Below are 14,974 nucleotides of genomic sequence, written 5' to 3'. Positions count from 1 at the left end.
TTAATGAAGGGTTTTGAGTATCTGCAAGAAGAGCTCGATCAGATGAAAGAACAGGGAACGTTTAGAAACTTGATTCCACTTGAATCAGCACAAGGTTCTAAAGTAAAGATCAAAGGAAAAGAAGTTATTCAGCTTTCCTCTAACAATTACTTAGGACTTACTTCGCATCCCAGACTTGTTCAAGCCGCAGATCAGGCAAACGAAAAGTATGGCGTGGGTACGGGTTCTGTTCGTACCATTGCCGGCACCTTATCGATGCATGAGGAATTTGAAAAAAAGCTTGCTGAATTTAAGCATACCGAGGCTGCTCTCGTTTTTCAGTCGGGTTTTACAACTAATCAAGGCGTGCTTTCTTCTATTCTTGGCAAAGAGGATGTAGTCATTTCAGATGAATTAAACCATGCGTCCATCATCGATGGTATTCGTTTGACAAAAGCAGACCGTAAGATATATAAACACGTTGATATGGGATCACTGGAAGAGGCGCTGAAGGAAAGTAAAGATTACCGGACACGCTTGGTTGTTACGGACGGTGTCTTTTCCATGGATGGGAACATTGCTCCATTACCTGAAATTGTCGAGCTTTGCGAAAAATACAATGCCCTGGTGATGGTGGATGATGCTCATGCCAGCGGTGTCCTTGGCAGCAATGGAAGAGGATCGGTCAATCATTTTAATCTAGATGGCCGTGTTCATATTCAAGTAGGTACACTGAGTAAAGCAATAGGTGTGCTCGGCGGATATGTAGCAAGCACGAAAACGTTAAGAGAATACTTAATTCATAAAGGCCGTCCATTCTTATTCAGCACTTCTCATCCCCCGGCAGTTACAGCGGCCAATGCTGCAGCCATTGACGTGCTATTAGAAGAACCGGAGCTGATTGAAAAGCTTTGGGAAAACACGAAGTTCTTTAAAGATGGATTAACTAAGCTCGGATTCGATACCGGCATAAGCCAGACACCGGTAACTCCTGTGCTAATCGGCGATGATGCGCTGACCCATAAGTTCTCGGACGAACTGTTTGAACAAGGTGTATTCGCTCAAGGAATCGTTTTTCCTACTGTTCCAAAGGGAAAAGCAAGGATTCGTACGATCGTAACAGCGGAACACTCGAAAGAAGAATTGCAGGAAGCGCTTGATGCTTTTGAAAAAGCAGGCAGAAAGTTAGCGATTATTTAAATAACGTATAGACCGTTAAGGCTTATCTTAGCGGTCTATCTTTATTTTCCAATCCTTTTTGTAGTATAATTAGTGGTTAGAGGTTGGACAACTGCCTGCATTAAAAGGAAGGCATGTTTGGGCACTTAAAAAAGTGGGTGAATCCTGATATAATAAGGCAGTTAGCAGGCTCTTTCTGAAAGGAGATAACCATGAACGAAGAACAACGAAAACAAATGACGCAAATTCGCCAAATAGATCCAGCGGACGTAAAATCCGACCAGGATAACTTGAAGCGGATTAAAGAAAAAAGCAGCGAAGATTTTATGGAATATTTTGAAACGACCTATCAGCCTCCTAATTTGCGGGATGCTCAGCGCCGACGCAAACAAAAGGTGGAATTTCATTATGATTTCTCGATTCCTGAAGACATGGAGAGAGTTGGGAAAGGAAGAAAATATTTAATCCGCACGTATGGATGTCAAATGAACGAACATGACACCGAAGTAATGGCAGGTATCTTTGAAGAGATGGGTTATGAATCAACGGAAGATACGAAGGAAGCCGATGTGATCCTGCTGAACACGTGTGCGATCCGTGAGAACGCAGAAAACAAAGTGTTTGGCGAAATCGGTCACTTAAAGCCTCTTAAAATGGAAAATCCTAACTTAATTATCGGTGTCTGCGGGTGTATGTCCCAAGAAGAATCTGTAGTAAACCGCATCTTGAAAAAGCATCCGTTCATTGATTTAATCTTTGGAACACATAATATTCACCGGTTGCCGCAGCTTGTGAAAGAGGCCATGTTCGGCAAGGAAATGGTCATTGATGTCTGGTCGAAGGAAGGGGATATTATAGAGAATCTTCCCCGTTCCAGAAAAGGCAACATTAAAGCATGGGTCAACATTATGTACGGCTGTGACAAATTTTGTACGTACTGTATTGTGCCTTACACACGCGGAAAGGAAAGGAGCCGTCTGCCTGAAGATATCATCCAGGAAGTCAGACACCTCGCTGCCCAAGGGTATAAAGAAATCACGCTTCTTGGTCAAAATGTAAATGCGTACGGAAAAGATTTGGATATGGAATACGGGTTAGGCGATTTAATGGATGATCTCCGCGGAATTGATATCCCGCGGATCCGGTTTACAACCTCTCACCCGCGCGATTTTGATGATCGCTTAATTGAAGTTCTCGCTAAAGGTGGAAACATGCTTGATCACATTCATCTGCCGGTTCAGAGCGGCAATTCCGATGTGCTTAAGATCATGGGACGTAAGTACTCAAGAGAGCAGTATATGGAGCTTGTTCGAAAAATTCGTGCAGCGATGCCGGAGGCTACTTTGACCACGGATATTATCGTGGGCTTCCCGAATGAAACGGAAGAACAGTTCCAGGATACGTTATCACTCGTGGAGGAAGTCGGTTTTGAAGCTGCTTATACGTTTATTTATTCCCCAAGAGAGGGCACTCCTGCGGCTAAAATGAAGGATAACATTCCGATGGAAGAGAAAAAAGACCGGCTGCAGCGGTTAAATCACATAGTCAATCAATACTCTGCAGAAGCGATGCAGAAGTATGAAGGCGAAATTGTGGAAGTCCTCGTCGAGGGAGAAAGTAAGAATAATCCAGATGTTTTAGCAGGACATACGAAGCGTAATAAACTCGTTAATTTTACAGGTCCTAAATCAGCCATCGGCCAGATTGTACCGGTTAAAATTGTGAAAGCAAAAACCTGGTCCTTGGACGGCGAAATGGTTGAGGAAAGAGCAGAGGTGAAATAATGGCTCAATATACTAGAAAGCAAGTGGTGGAAGAAGCTCATAAGCTTGCCAAAATGATGGCAGATATCGAGGAAATTGACCGTTTTAAACAACTGGAAGCTAAGCTGAATGAAAATAAAAAGGTCCAGGACTATATCCAAAGGATTAAAGCTTTGCAGAAACAAGCCGTGAATTTCCAAGCGTATGGAAAAACAGAAGCGCTCGAAAAAGTAGAAAAAGAGATCGACCGTCTGCAGGAAGAGCTCGATCAAATTCCTGTCGTTGCTGAATTCAAAGAATCCCAAATGGTCATTAATGATATACTGCAAATGGTTTCAAGTACAATTTCCCGTGAAGTTTCCAATGAAGTGATCCGCTCTACGGGAGGAGACGTTCTCAAAGGGGAAACGGGGTCACAATTAAATAATCAAACATCTTGTAATCACTAATTTGACGCCATCCGTCAGAAGGTTTTCACTTCTGACGGATTTTTTTTGTACAATTCTATGGGCATTTGCATAGAATGAATTACACACGTCCTAAAGCCATTATTATTTTTAGTCACCAACCGCCCAGCCCAAGCATAGGATGGGTGGTAGAATAAGGAGGAGAGAATCCTATGTCATTTTTTGAACGTGATTACAGAGAAATCATCACGAAGGCTGTAATTGGAAAAGGAAAAAAATTCACAGAAGCTGAACATACGATCAGCCCTTCTCACCGCCCAACCAGTATATTGGGGTGCTGGGTCATTAACCACATTTACAATGCAAAGAAGAAAGGCGATCACGTCGAAGTGTCCGGCAGCTACGACATTAACGTCTGGTATTCGTATAATGATAATACGAAAACAGAAGTTGTCACAGAACGGGTAAATTATTGCGATCAAGTACCGCTTGCTGTTAAGGATCACAATTGTGTTCATGACGATGTAGAAGTCATTGCCAAGGCTGTTCAGCAGCCCAATTGCCTTGAAGCGAATATTTGTGCCCAAGGCCAAAAAATCTGCGTAGAGGTAGAAAGAGAGTTTGTCGTAGATGTCATCGGTGAAACCAAATTATGTGTAAAAGTTGATCCTCACGGTTGTGATAATGAGGATGATTACGATTTTGAATTATCATCGGATGAGTTTTCAGCAATTGAAACGGACTTCCTCCCATCCTCTTCAGACAGCCACGACCATAACAATGATTAGAGACCACAGTCCTTGCTGATTCAGCGAGGATTTCTTTTTTATATGGACAAGCCCATCTCGTTCAATGGGGTCCTTTTATTATGCTATAATGAGCTCATGACGAATTTTGTACGTTTTGGGGGATTATTGAATGGCACAATACACACCTATGATGCAGCAATACTTAAAAATAAAGGCACAATATAAGGATGCTTTTTTATTTTTTCGACTCGGTGACTTTTATGAGATGTTTTTTGAGGATGCTTTGAAAGCCTCTAAAGAACTTGAGATTACGTTAACGAGCAGGGACGGTGGCAAGGAAGACCGGATTCCGATGTGCGGCGTTCCTTATCATTCTGCTGAAAATTACATAAAGCAATTGTTGGAAAAAGGATTCAAAGTAGCGATTTGTGAGCAGGTGGAGGATCCGAAAACGGCTAAAGGAGTAGTAAAACGGGAGGTCGTTCAATTAATCACTCCAGGGACCGTTATGGAAGGAAGTATGCTGAATGAAAAAGAAAACAACTATTTAGCATCTTTAACTGAATTTGCGGATGGAACATGTACGGTCAGCTACAATGATTTAACTACTGGAGAAACGAGCATTGCCTTAGTAAAGGATGGTTTCGAAGCCGCTGTAAGTGAATTGTACACCCGCCCTGTAAAGGAAATAGTCATTGGAAGCGACCTTAACGAAGATAAAGTAGAAGGATTAAAAGAACGTCTTGGCTATACGGTTTCCATAGAGGATCGTACAGAAATCGATGATGAATTCCAGCCCTTAACGGAAAACATTCATCAAGAAAAATTTCTCATTGGTTTTGGCCGTTTGTTACAGTATATCCAGCATACACAAAAGCGTGCACTTGAACATCTTCGGCCTGTAGATGTGATTGAACTAAAGCAATTTATGGCTTTAGACATGTATTCCAAAAGGAATCTGGAATTAGTGGAAACGTTGAGGAAGCAAGGGAAATCCGGCAGTCTTCTTTCAATCCTCGATCGCACGATTACCTCAATGGGGGCGCGCATGCTTAAAAAATGGATGGAACGCCCTTTGTTAAGCAGGCAGGACATCGAGCTCCGTCACCAGCAGGTAGAAGGGCTTTTGGAACAATTCTTTGAACGGGAATCTTTAAGGGAACAGCTCACCTCAGTCTATGATTTAGAACGTCTGGCTGGCAGGGTTGCTTATGGAAACGTAAACGCCCGCGATCTGATCCAGCTGCGCCAATCGCTCTCTCGAGTACCGGAGATCTTGAAGATTCTTCAGGATTTCGCTAATGAATCGATTGAACGTCTGTACCAGTCGATTGATCCATTAACGGAACTAAAAGAGCTTCTTGAGGAGAGCATTGCAGAGGATGCGCCGCAGACACTGAAAGAAGGCGGCATGATCCGGGACGGGTTTAACAGTAAGTTAGATGAATACCGGCATGCACAGGCGAACGGGAAACAGTGGATTGCCGAGTTGGAAGCTAAGGAACGGGAAGCGACTGGAATCCGGTCGTTAAAAATCGGCTATAACCGAGTGTTTGGCTATTATATAGAGGTGACAAGAGCTAATTTAAAACACCTGCCTGAAGATCGCTATGAACGCAAGCAGACGTTAACAAACGCTGAACGTTTTATCACACCTGAGTTAAAAGAGAAAGAAGCGTTAATTTTAGAAGCGTCAGAAAAGGGAGTGGAGCTTGAGTACGAATTATTTTTGCAAGTGCGTGAACGGGTGAAAGCATTTGTGCATAAGCTGCAGCTGCTTGCGGATCAACTAAGTACAATTGATGTACTTCAGGGATTTGCAGAGGCTGCTGAGAGTCATGATTACGTTAAGCCGGAGTATCACGAGACACGGACTGTGGATATAAAAAAGGGCAGACATCCCGTAGTGGAACGAGTGATGAAAGAAGAAACTTTTGTACCCAATGACATTTATTTAGATGATGAGACGGATATCCTTCTCATAACAGGTCCTAATATGTCAGGGAAAAGTACGTATATGCGGCAGCTTGCACTCACGGCTATCATGGGGCAGATGGGCAGTTTTGTTCCTTGTGAATCTGCCAATCTTCCAATCTTTGATCAGATTTTCACAAGAATTGGAGCAGCAGATGATCTCGTCTCCGGGCAAAGTACATTTATGGTCGAAATGTTAGAAGCTAATCATGCCTTGAGTCATGCGACAGAAAACAGCATGATTCTCTTAGATGAAATAGGCCGGGGTACAAGTACGTACGACGGAATGGCGCTTGCTCAAGCCATTGTCGAACATATTCATGAGCATATCCGCGCCAAAACGCTTTTTTCCACTCATTACCATGAGCTGACATCGCTGGAGAATGAGCTGAACCGGTTGAAAAATGTACACGTACGTGCAGAGGAATACGAAGGAAATGTCATTTTTCTTCATCAAATAAAAGAGGGGGCAGCAGATGAAAGCTATGGCATTCATGTAGCCAAGCTTGCTGAGATGCCTTCTTCACTCATAGACAGGGCATCGGAATTATTAGCCTTGCTTGAAAATCCTGCTCGGAATGAAGCGGCGGCTGGTCAGGAGCAACAATTGAGTCTGTTTGTGGAAGAAGCCCGACAAAAGAAACCAAAAGCTGAGAATGAGGATCTTGAAAAGCAGCTGTCACAATTAAACCTTATGGAAATGACTCCAATGGATGCCATGAACGAGTTATATCGTTTGCAAAAAAAGCTAAAATCATAAGGAGGGAACTTACGTGGCAAAAATTCAGCTGATGCCGGATCATTTGTCGAATAAGATTGCGGCAGGAGAAGTTGTTGAACGCCCGGCCTCTGTAGTAAAAGAGCTTGTGGAGAATAGTGTGGATGCCGGCAGTACATGGGTACAAATCGATTTAAAAGAAGCCGGACTGGAAAGAATCCACATTCGGGATAATGGAGCGGGGATGGAGGAAGACGATTGTGAACGTGCTTTCTTCCGTCATGCTACGAGCAAAATTTCCAGTGAACATGACTTGTTCCACGTGCGGACACTGGGGTTTCGCGGTGAGGCCCTAGCAAGCATCGCGGCGGTCAGCCGTCTAAGAATTCACTCCTCTACAGGTGAAGAAGCGGGAACGTGCTTAGAACTTGAGGGAGGAAAGCTCATAAAAAAGTCCAAAAGTGATGCACGTCAGGGGACGGACATTACTGTAAACGAACTCTTTTTTAATACACCGGCCCGCTTGAAATATATGAAAACCATTCATACAGAGCTTGGACACATTACAGATGTCCTCAACCGAATGGCGTTATCCCACCCGGAAGTGAAATTCACGTGCACTCATAATGAAAAACAATTGTTTCAAACAAACGGAAGAGGAGATCTTCTTCAAGTCATTGCTAAGATATACGGGGTAAACGTTGCGAGAAAAATGGTGCGCATCGAAACGGAAACGCTGGACTTTTCTGTGAAAGGATACGTGGCTAAACCTGAGATCACAAGGGCATCCAAAAATTATATGTCTACGATCATTAACGGGCGCTATATTAGAAACATTGCATTAAATAAAGCGATTCTACAAGGCTATCATACGCTGCTTCCAATCGGGAAAAGCCCCATTACTGTATTAAATATTGAAATGGATCCTATTCTAGTGGATGTAAACGTCCATCCTGCCAAGCTGGAAGTACGCTTTAGTAAAGAAAAAGAACTATTTGAAGCAATTGAGGAAGCCGTCAGGACGACCTTCCGTGGTCAGACGCTGATTCCGCACGCGGCCGATACAAAAGCGAGGCCGAAAAAAGAAAGCGTGAAGCAAGAAGCGTTGAACTTATATGATGTTCATAAAGAAGAAGCTCAACAGCAAAGGGAAACCGCGTTTCAACAGCTTGTTGAACAAGAGGACAGTCGGTTTGTTAATGAACAGCAGAACGTCATAAAGGAAATGCAGGAACCTGAAGAAATATATGAAGAAGGCAAAAATCTTCCACCTGAAACTACGGAAAACGAAATACGCCAAGAGAAGCCAAAACGTGTGCCGGCTATGTATCCTGTTGGTCAAGTGCATGGTACTTATATCATTGCGCAAAATGAAAATGGGATGTACATCGTTGACCAGCATGCTGCACAAGAGCGGATCAAATATGAATTTTTCAGGGAAAAATTAGCCGAAGTTAATCATGAAGTACAGGAGCTGCTCGTCCCAATAACGTTTGAATTCTCACATCAGGAAGCCTTGCAAATTGAAGAATATAAGGAACAGCTAGCTGAAGCCGGTTTGTTTTTTGAGCCATTTGGAGAAAAGACATACATTATTCGCAGTCACCCGCAATGGTTCCCGAAAGGATTCGAAGAAGAAGTGATTAAGGAAATGATAGACCAGCTGGTCAATGAGGATCGTGTGGATATAGGAAAGCTTAGAGAAGAAGCGGCGATTTTAATGTCCTGTAAACGATCCATTAAAGCCAATCATTATTTAAATCATTCCGATATGCTGCGGCTGCTGGAGGATTTAAGAAATTCAACAGATCCATTTACTTGTCCTCACGGTCGGCCCATCATTGTATTTTTCTCAGAGTATGAAATGGAGAAAATGTTCAAACGCGTAATGTAACGCTGCTGTCCAAAAAAGGGCAATCTATTTAATATTTGTAAAAAAATCTTCTGCCTGCAATGCAGAAGATTTTTTTGTGGGTGCATATTTTAATAACTTCAATCATGAACTGAATAGAGAGGGGGATTTGCGCGTATGACAAATGAACACCATCATCGTCCGCATATGACTGTAAGAGGGGAGGGGAGTATTACAGCTGAGCCTGATTTGGCAGAGGTTGAATTAGGGGTGGTTACGGAAAATGAAAATGTAACGACTGCTCAGCAGGAGAATGCCGTGATCATGCATCAAATCCTGCAATCGCTCCTGTCATTCGGGGTAGGGGAGGGGCAGATCCAGACAAGCGATTATTCCATTTATCCTAAATATGATTACGAAGACGGGAAACAAATTTTAAGAGGCTATGTAGTGACACATATGATTCGGATACGGGTCCCTGACATATCCATGATTGGCAGTCTGATCGACAGTGCGGCTGCAAACGGAGCGAACAAAATTGCCGGCATACAGTTTACACTGAGAAATCCTGATACCTATGAACAGCAAGCGTTAAGTTCTGCGGTTGACGATGCGTTAGTTAAGGCGAGAACGATTGCATCTACCATTCAAGTACAATTAGTACCTAAACCTGTACAAATCCTCGAGACGTCGACACAAGGCCCCCGGCCCCGTACGATGATGAAAGCAGAGTCGTTTAGTGCTTCGTCAACACCGGTTCAGCCAGGGAAGTTAGAGATTACGGCGAGCGTGGAAGCGAAATTTGAGTATATTCGATAAAAGAAATACCTCAATGAAGACTATAAAAAAACCATGACAAGTTAACATAAGATCGTTGAAGTTAACTCTTCATGGTTTGCCTGTTTATATGAGCAATCATGATATATTTTTTTGCTGCAGGAGAAAGCGGAAATAATTCTCAATTTGCTTTATTTCTTCAGGCTGTACACCAAACCAGGCTTGTTTGTCAAAAAAGACCGGATGGTCGTACCCCTGAGTTTTCAAATGTTCTTTTATTTCTCTCATTTCATCTTCTGTCTCATCGCTTAACCCGAGTAAATAATCGGCTGTCGTATGGAGGGCGTGAGCGATCTTCGACAAGTCCTCAATGTCCGGGGAAGTATATTGCCGTTCCCAATTGGATACCACTTGAGCAGAAACACCGACTTTTTGAGCGAGCATTGTTTGTGTCAACCGTCGTTCTTTACGCAGGGATCGAATTCTTTCATGTACCACGAAAAGACGCCTCCTTTTTTACATAATACCATAAACTAACGAAATGCGATAGTATAACTAACGAATTTTTTGATTTTTAATAACGGATTTCGTTACTTATGATAACGGTATACGTTAGTTTGAGGCTTGAGGTATGATTCTGTAAGGGTTCATGTATAATGGGAAACGTAAGGAAGGTGGAGTTTATGAAGCCAGCAGTAGTTTCTGTGGTGGGACCGACAGCGGTTGGAAAATCAAAGCTGGGTGTGGAAATCGCCAAAGCGTTTGATGGAGAAGTGATCAGTGGTGATTCCATGCAGATCTATAAGGGAATGGACATTGGTACAGCTAAAGTGACGAATGAAGAAATGGAAGGTGTCCCTCATCATATGATTAATATTAAACGACCGGATGAGCCCTTTTCTGTCGCTGAATTTCAAAAAATGGTGCAAGCCTTAATTTATGATATTTCTGCCCGTGGAAAACTTCCGGTCCTTGTGGGAGGTACTGGATTATACATACAGGCTACGCTCTATAACTTCAACTTTTCCAATCAGCCCAAAGATACAAGGATAGTGGAAAAGCTTGAAAAGGATTGGGATACTTACGGACCGGAAGTGATGTATGACCGTTTGATTGAGGTGGATCCCCGGCAGGCAGAGAGGATTCACCCAAATAATAAGCGGCGGGTCATCAGAGCGCTGGAAGTTTTCGAGAGCACAGGGAAGGTAATGAGCGACTACCAGGAGGACCAGGCTGCCGCTTCTCCGTTTCACCCTTTATTAATAGGGTTGGAAATGGAAAGGGAAGCGTTATATGAGCGAATTAACCGCAGAGTAGAGGAAATGATGGAGAATGGTCTGTTAGAAGAAGTAAAAGCTTTGTATGAGAAGGGGCTTGAAGAGGCGCAATCGATGAAAGCGATCGGATATAAAGAATTTATTCCTTATTTTAAAGGCGAATATCCACTTGATGAAGCCGTAGAATTATTGAAGCGGAATTCAAGAAGGTATGCAAAAAGGCAGTACACGTATTTTAAGAATAAAATGGATGTGCGTTGGTATGAGGTTACCGAAAAGAATTATGTGAATGAATTTACAACAATTTTACGTGATTTAGCAGGAATGCTGAAATAGGATATCGAATGGTACTAATACAGATAGAAAAGAGGAGGCAGATTCATGGCTCAGTCCGTAAATATTCAGGATAATTACTTAAATCAGTTAAGAAAAGAACGCATTCAAGTTACTGTCTTTTTACTCAATGGTTTTCAGCTGCGTGGAGTAATAAAGGCATTTGATAATTTTACCGTCTTACTTGAAACCGATGGCAAACAGCAGCTGATTTTTAAACACGCGATTTCCACTTTTGCTCCAATGAAAAACGTGACATTGGATAAAGAATAAGAATTCAGCGGACGCCTTTAAGCGTCCGCTTTTTGATGGAAAGATTCTCGCGAATTTAATGGGCGGATGTCACAGGTTCTCCATATGACGCGTATGATGAAAGGAAATGAGGAGGGATCCATGTGCAACCGCAAGCTAAATCCGCCCGTCTAAGGACGATAAATATCGTGCTGAATGAAACAAATACCTCCACGGTAAGCGTCCAGCAGACAAAATCAAAAGAATCCGCCATTCCACCTTTTCAGCGCATTGATGAATTTTTTGCCAATATTATTGGAATGGAAGAATTGAAAAAGCGTATGAAAGAAATATATGCTCAAGTGCTTATTGCTAAGAAGCGTAAGGACCTGGGTCTGAAATCTAACGTCCAAGTGCTACACATGGTATTCAAGGGAAATCCAGGTACTGGAAAAACTACGATTGCCCGGATGGTCGCTCAAATATTTAAAGAGATGGAAGTTCTCGAGAAGGGCCACTTTATCGAAGCTGACCGATCTGATTTAGTTGGAGAATATATCGGACATACGGCTCAAAAAACAAAAGACTTAATTCATAAGGCGCTCGGGGTGTGCTGTTTATTGATGAAGCTTATTCACTTGCCCGCGGAGGAGAGAAAGATTTTGGGAAAGAAGCCATAGATACGTTAGTCAAATGTATGGAAGATCATCATGACAGGCTCATCATTATCCTTGCTGGATACCCATATGAAATGGAACATTTTCTTAGCATAAACCCAGGGCTTGCTTCGCGTTTTCCTATTCAACTAGACTTTGATAATTACTCTGCAACGGAGCTTGCTGCTATAGCTCAAACGATGTTGGAAGAAAGAGATTATCGCTTAACCCTACAGGCTGAACGAAAACTTTATGACCATTTGCTTTCTGTATGTTCCCACACTCCTTACAATTTTTCCAACGCCAGGTATGTCCGCAATTTAATTGAAGAAGCTATACGCAAGCATGCCTGGAGAGTTATTGCAAGCAGTAATCCGAAAAAAAACGCGCTGATGACTCTCGAAGCTGAGGATTTCACGGCTTTAACAAGGTCCGAGTATCATTAGCCTTTGAACTTTTGTTATGATTTAGTAAAAGCAAGGTGAGGAAAGAGGGAGTTTAGGATGATGGAAAAAGAACAAGTCATACTCGTAGCAAGACAAAGTCCCAATGAACAGGAGCACCGTTTTACTTATTCACTGGAAGAACTGCAGTCTTTAACAGAGACGGCAGGCGGTGAAGTGTGTAAAATAGTGACGCAGAAAAGAGACCGTGTTCATCCTGCCACCTTTCTTGGGGAAGGAAAGTTAGAAGAAATTAAACAATTGGCAGATGAACTTAACGCCAATCTAATTATATTTAATGATGAACTGTCCCCGGGACAGTTAAGAAATATATCGGATAAACTGGAACGGACGGTTATAGACCGAAGCCAGCTGATCTTGGACATTTTCGCCAGCCGTGCCCGGACTAAAGAAGGGAAGCTGCAAGTTGAACTTGCCCAGCTGCAGTATTTGCTGCCTCGCTTAGCTGGGCAGGGAACTGCCCTATCTCGTCTTGGCGGCGGAATTGGAACGCGTGGACCAGGTGAGACAAAGCTTGAAACAGACCGCCGGCATATTCAAAGGCGGATTGATGATATTAAAAAGCGGCTGGATGCTGTGGTTAAGCAGAGGGAACAGTATCGAAAAAGAAGAAAAGAAAACAGAGCTTTTCAAATGGCTATCGTCGGTTATACTAATGCCGGTAAATCAACGTTCTTTAACCGGGTGACTGAAAGTGATTCTTTCGAGGAGAACCTGCTCTTTGCTACGCTTGATCCGTTGACACGTCAAGTAACCCTTCCTTCTGGTTTCAAGGCGCTTTTATCAGATACAGTAGGGTTTATTCAGGATCTTCCAACTTCGCTCATTGCGGCTTTTCGTTCCACCTTGGAGGAAGTGACAGAAGCTGATTTTATTTTGCATTTAGTAGATTCTTCTCATCCGGATCATGTTCATCAGGAAAGGACTGTGTTAAGTCTGCTTGATGAACTGGGTGCGGGACACCTGCCTGTGCTTACCGTATATAATAAGAAAGATCTGCTTACAAAAGATTTTATTCCCCATGCGTTTCCTTCTATAACAGTAAGTGTCCATGATCCTATTGATATTAAGCGGATCTTACATAAAATTGAGGAAGTTCTGTACGATGAATGGCAGGAGTTTGATGTATTTATTCCTGCCGATGAAGGGAAGCTTTTACAGGAAGTGAAAACTTCAAGTATTGTCACCAGTTTAAATTTTTTTGAAGAGAAAGAAGGGTATGCTCTGCATGGGTATATTCATCCGGAGCATCCAATAAAATACAAGATTCTATAAGGGTTAGGAAGAAGAGGACAAGATGAACATAAATGAAGCAAAACAAATAGCGGAAGAGAGCATCCAGCCTCTTCATGCTCAAGTGAACAAACGAGTAGAGAAAAACCAGCAGAAGGTCCTTGAGGCTTTTCAGAAACTGCGGGTAAGCGATGCTCATTTTCACCCGACGACAGGGTACGGGTATGACGATTTTGGCAGAGATACGCTTGAAGCCTTATATGCGGATATTTTTAAAACGGAGGACGCCTTGGTTCGTCCACAACTTATTTCCGGTACCCACGCCATCACTACTGCACTGTTCGGAGTACTTCGTCCGGGGGACGAGCTCTTGTATATTTCAGGGGAACCCTATGATACGTTAGCTGAAGTGATTGGCAAGCCATCGAAAGATACCGGCTCGCTTTCAAATTTCGGTATTTCATACAAAGCTGTTCCATTGACGAACGAGGAGACTTTTGATCTGGCGGCTATTGAACAATCCATCACTTCCAATACCAAAGTCATTGCCATTCAAAGATCTAAAGGGTACGCCACACGTCCATCTTTTTCGATTGAAGAACTATCAGCTGTCATTAAACATGTGAAATCGTTAAAGGAAGACATCATTGTATTTGTCGATAACTGTTATGGCGAATTCGTAGAAGAAAAAGAGCCGGTTGAGGCAGGGGCTGACTTAATGGCCGGTTCCTTAATAAAAAACCCGGGCGGAGGTCTTGCTAGAATCGGCGGGTACATTGCAGGAAACAAGGACTTGATTGAGCTTTGCAGTTTCCGTCTGACGGCTCCTGGGCTGGGGAAGGAAACAGGAGCGACAGTGAACAGCCTGCAGGAAATGTATCAAGGGATCTTTCTCGCACCTCACATAGTAGGGGAAGCGCTGAAGGGGGCGATTTTCACGGCAAGGTTTCTGGAATTGCTGGGATTTGAAACGTATCCTTCTTATGACACGCCGCGCACGGATTTAATTCAATCGGTTACTTTTCAAACAGCTGAGCAAATGATCCGTTTCTGTCAGGCGATCCAGCACGCTTCACCGATTAATTCCCATGTGACTCCGCATCCCAGTGCCATGCCCGGATATGAAGACCCGGTTATTATGGCGGCGGGAACGTTTGTTCAAGGAGCGAGTCTTGAATTGACTGCGGACGGACCGATTCGTCCCCCTTATACTGCTTTCGTGCAAGGCGGGCTGACATATTCCCACGTGAAATTGGCTGTAACAGCTGCAGTGGATAAGATGTTAAACACGCGGTAATCCTCTTTTAATGTAAGTAGAAAATCTGCCGTGAAAGCGTATTTAAAAATGCGAATGTAAACTAATCTAACATTCATTGACATAT

13 protein-coding genes and 1 pseudogene are annotated in these 14,974 nt (G+C 43.0%); 13 read left to right on the top strand and 1 reads right to left on the bottom strand.

Going from position 1 to position 14,974, the window contains the following annotated elements; all coding sequences use genetic code 11:
- The first annotated feature begins 3 nt into the window (after window positions 1-3).
- From MUN89_RS13605 to MUN89_RS13575, 7 genes are all read left to right on the top strand, one after another.
- Window positions 4-1,179 (top strand): glycine C-acetyltransferase, encoded by a 1,176-nt coding sequence (locus MUN89_RS13605; RefSeq protein ID WP_244708346.1) that lies wholly within the window; start codon window positions 4-6, stop codon window positions 1,177-1,179.
- A gap of 191 nt (window positions 1,180-1,370) precedes the next feature.
- Entirely contained in the window at window positions 1,371-2,942 is a 1,572-nt protein-coding gene (miaB, locus tag MUN89_RS13600; protein ID WP_244708345.1) for a tRNA (N6-isopentenyl adenosine(37)-C2)-methylthiotransferase MiaB, read from the top strand.
- Window positions 2,942-3,370 (top strand): YlbF/YmcA family competence regulator, encoded by a 429-nt coding sequence (locus MUN89_RS13595; protein WP_244708344.1) that lies wholly within the window; start codon window positions 2,942-2,944, stop codon window positions 3,368-3,370. Before miaB ends, MUN89_RS13595 begins: the two co-directional genes overlap by 1 nt.
- A 170-nt stretch (window positions 3,371-3,540) precedes the next feature.
- Entirely contained in the window at window positions 3,541-4,116 is a 576-nt protein-coding gene (locus MUN89_RS13590; RefSeq protein ID WP_244708343.1) for an outer spore coat protein CotE, read from the top strand.
- 130 nt (window positions 4,117-4,246) lie between these two features.
- Window positions 4,247-6,811, top strand: a complete 2,565-nt coding sequence (gene mutS, locus MUN89_RS13585; protein WP_244708342.1) for a DNA mismatch repair protein MutS — start codon at window positions 4,247-4,249, stop codon at window positions 6,809-6,811.
- Between the two features lie 31 nt (window positions 6,812-6,842).
- The gene (gene mutL, locus MUN89_RS13580) at window positions 6,843-8,663 is read left to right on the top strand and encodes a DNA mismatch repair endonuclease MutL (RefSeq protein ID WP_396266113.1); all 1,821 of its coding nucleotides are present in this window, start codon (window positions 6,843-6,845) and stop codon (window positions 8,661-8,663) included.
- 135 nt (window positions 8,664-8,798) lie between these two features.
- Window positions 8,799-9,440, top strand: coding sequence for an SIMPL domain-containing protein (locus MUN89_RS13575; RefSeq protein WP_244708340.1), 642 nt, complete (start codon window positions 8,799-8,801; stop codon window positions 9,438-9,440).
- A 96-nt stretch (window positions 9,441-9,536) separates the two neighbouring features.
- On the opposite strand, the gene MUN89_RS13570 is transcribed toward MUN89_RS13575, so the two are convergent.
- Complete coding sequence (locus tag MUN89_RS13570) at window positions 9,537-9,896, bottom strand: helix-turn-helix domain-containing protein (protein WP_244708339.1); 360 nt, start codon at window positions 9,894-9,896, stop codon at window positions 9,537-9,539.
- Between the two features lie 185 nt (window positions 9,897-10,081).
- Here MUN89_RS13570 and miaA point away from each other — a divergent pair, with 185 nt between their 5' ends.
- The 6 genes and pseudogenes from miaA (at window position 10,082) to MUN89_RS13545 (ending at window position 14,889) form a co-directional block, all read left to right on the top strand.
- On the top strand, window positions 10,082-11,011 hold the full coding sequence (miaA, locus tag MUN89_RS13565) for a tRNA (adenosine(37)-N6)-dimethylallyltransferase MiaA (RefSeq protein WP_244708338.1): 930 nt from the start codon (window positions 10,082-10,084) through the stop codon (window positions 11,009-11,011).
- A 45-nt stretch (window positions 11,012-11,056) separates the two neighbouring features.
- Entirely contained in the window at window positions 11,057-11,281 is a 225-nt protein-coding gene (gene hfq / locus MUN89_RS13560) for an RNA chaperone Hfq (RefSeq protein ID WP_244708337.1), read from the top strand.
- 278 nt (window positions 11,282-11,559) lie between these two features.
- Window positions 11,560-11,993 (top strand): annotated as a pseudogene (locus tag MUN89_RS22090) (AAA family ATPase); the annotation flags it as partial.
- On the top strand, window positions 11,991-12,341 hold the full coding sequence (locus MUN89_RS22085; protein ID WP_396266111.1) for a hypothetical protein: 351 nt from the start codon (window positions 11,991-11,993) through the stop codon (window positions 12,339-12,341). The pseudogene MUN89_RS22090 and the gene MUN89_RS22085, both read left to right, overlap by 3 nt.
- 57 nt (window positions 12,342-12,398) lie before the next feature.
- Window positions 12,399-13,634 carry a GTPase HflX gene (gene hflX / locus MUN89_RS13550; RefSeq protein WP_244708336.1) on the top strand — a complete coding sequence of 412 codons (1,236 nt, stop codon included), beginning with the start codon at window positions 12,399-12,401 and terminating at the stop codon, window positions 13,632-13,634.
- A gap of 22 nt (window positions 13,635-13,656) precedes the next feature.
- Window positions 13,657-14,889: a methionine gamma-lyase family protein gene (locus MUN89_RS13545; protein ID WP_244708335.1), complete on the top strand. Its 1,233-nt coding sequence runs from the start codon at window positions 13,657-13,659 to the stop codon at window positions 14,887-14,889.
- The last annotated feature ends 85 nt before the right edge of the window (window positions 14,890-14,974 follow it).

It is taken from the genome of Halobacillus salinarum, from assembly GCF_022919095.1.
Classification (GTDB): Bacteria; Bacillota; Bacilli; order Bacillales; family Halobacillaceae; genus Halobacillus_B; species Halobacillus_B salinarum.
This window is presented reverse-complemented; position numbering and strand designations above follow the sequence as displayed.

Bases quoted from the DNA above. Each gene is read 5' to 3' on its own strand.
- MUN89_RS13605 (WP_244708346.1), top strand. From the start codon at position 4: ATGAAGGGTTTTGAGTATCTGCAAGAAGAGCTCGATCAGATGAAAGAA.
- miaB (WP_244708345.1), top strand. From the start codon at position 1,371: ATGAACGAAGAACAACGAAAACAAATGACGCAAATTCGCCAAATAGAT.
- MUN89_RS13595 (WP_244708344.1), top strand. From the start codon at position 2,942: ATGGCTCAATATACTAGAAAGCAAGTGGTGGAAGAAGCTCATAAGCTT.
- MUN89_RS13590 (WP_244708343.1), top strand. From the start codon at position 3,541: ATGTCATTTTTTGAACGTGATTACAGAGAAATCATCACGAAGGCTGTA.
- mutS (WP_244708342.1), top strand. From the start codon at position 4,247: ATGGCACAATACACACCTATGATGCAGCAATACTTAAAAATAAAGGCA.
- mutL (WP_396266113.1), top strand. From the start codon at position 6,843: ATGCCGGATCATTTGTCGAATAAGATTGCGGCAGGAGAAGTTGTTGAA.
- MUN89_RS13575 (WP_244708340.1), top strand. From the start codon at position 8,799: ATGACAAATGAACACCATCATCGTCCGCATATGACTGTAAGAGGGGAG.
- miaA (WP_244708338.1), top strand. From the start codon at position 10,082: ATGAAGCCAGCAGTAGTTTCTGTGGTGGGACCGACAGCGGTTGGAAAA.
- hfq (WP_244708337.1), top strand. From the start codon at position 11,057: ATGGCTCAGTCCGTAAATATTCAGGATAATTACTTAAATCAGTTAAGA.
- MUN89_RS22085 (WP_396266111.1), top strand. From the start codon at position 11,991: ATGGAACATTTTCTTAGCATAAACCCAGGGCTTGCTTCGCGTTTTCCT.
- hflX (WP_244708336.1), top strand. From the start codon at position 12,399: ATGATGGAAAAAGAACAAGTCATACTCGTAGCAAGACAAAGTCCCAAT.
- MUN89_RS13545 (WP_244708335.1), top strand. From the start codon at position 13,657: ATGAACATAAATGAAGCAAAACAAATAGCGGAAGAGAGCATCCAGCCT.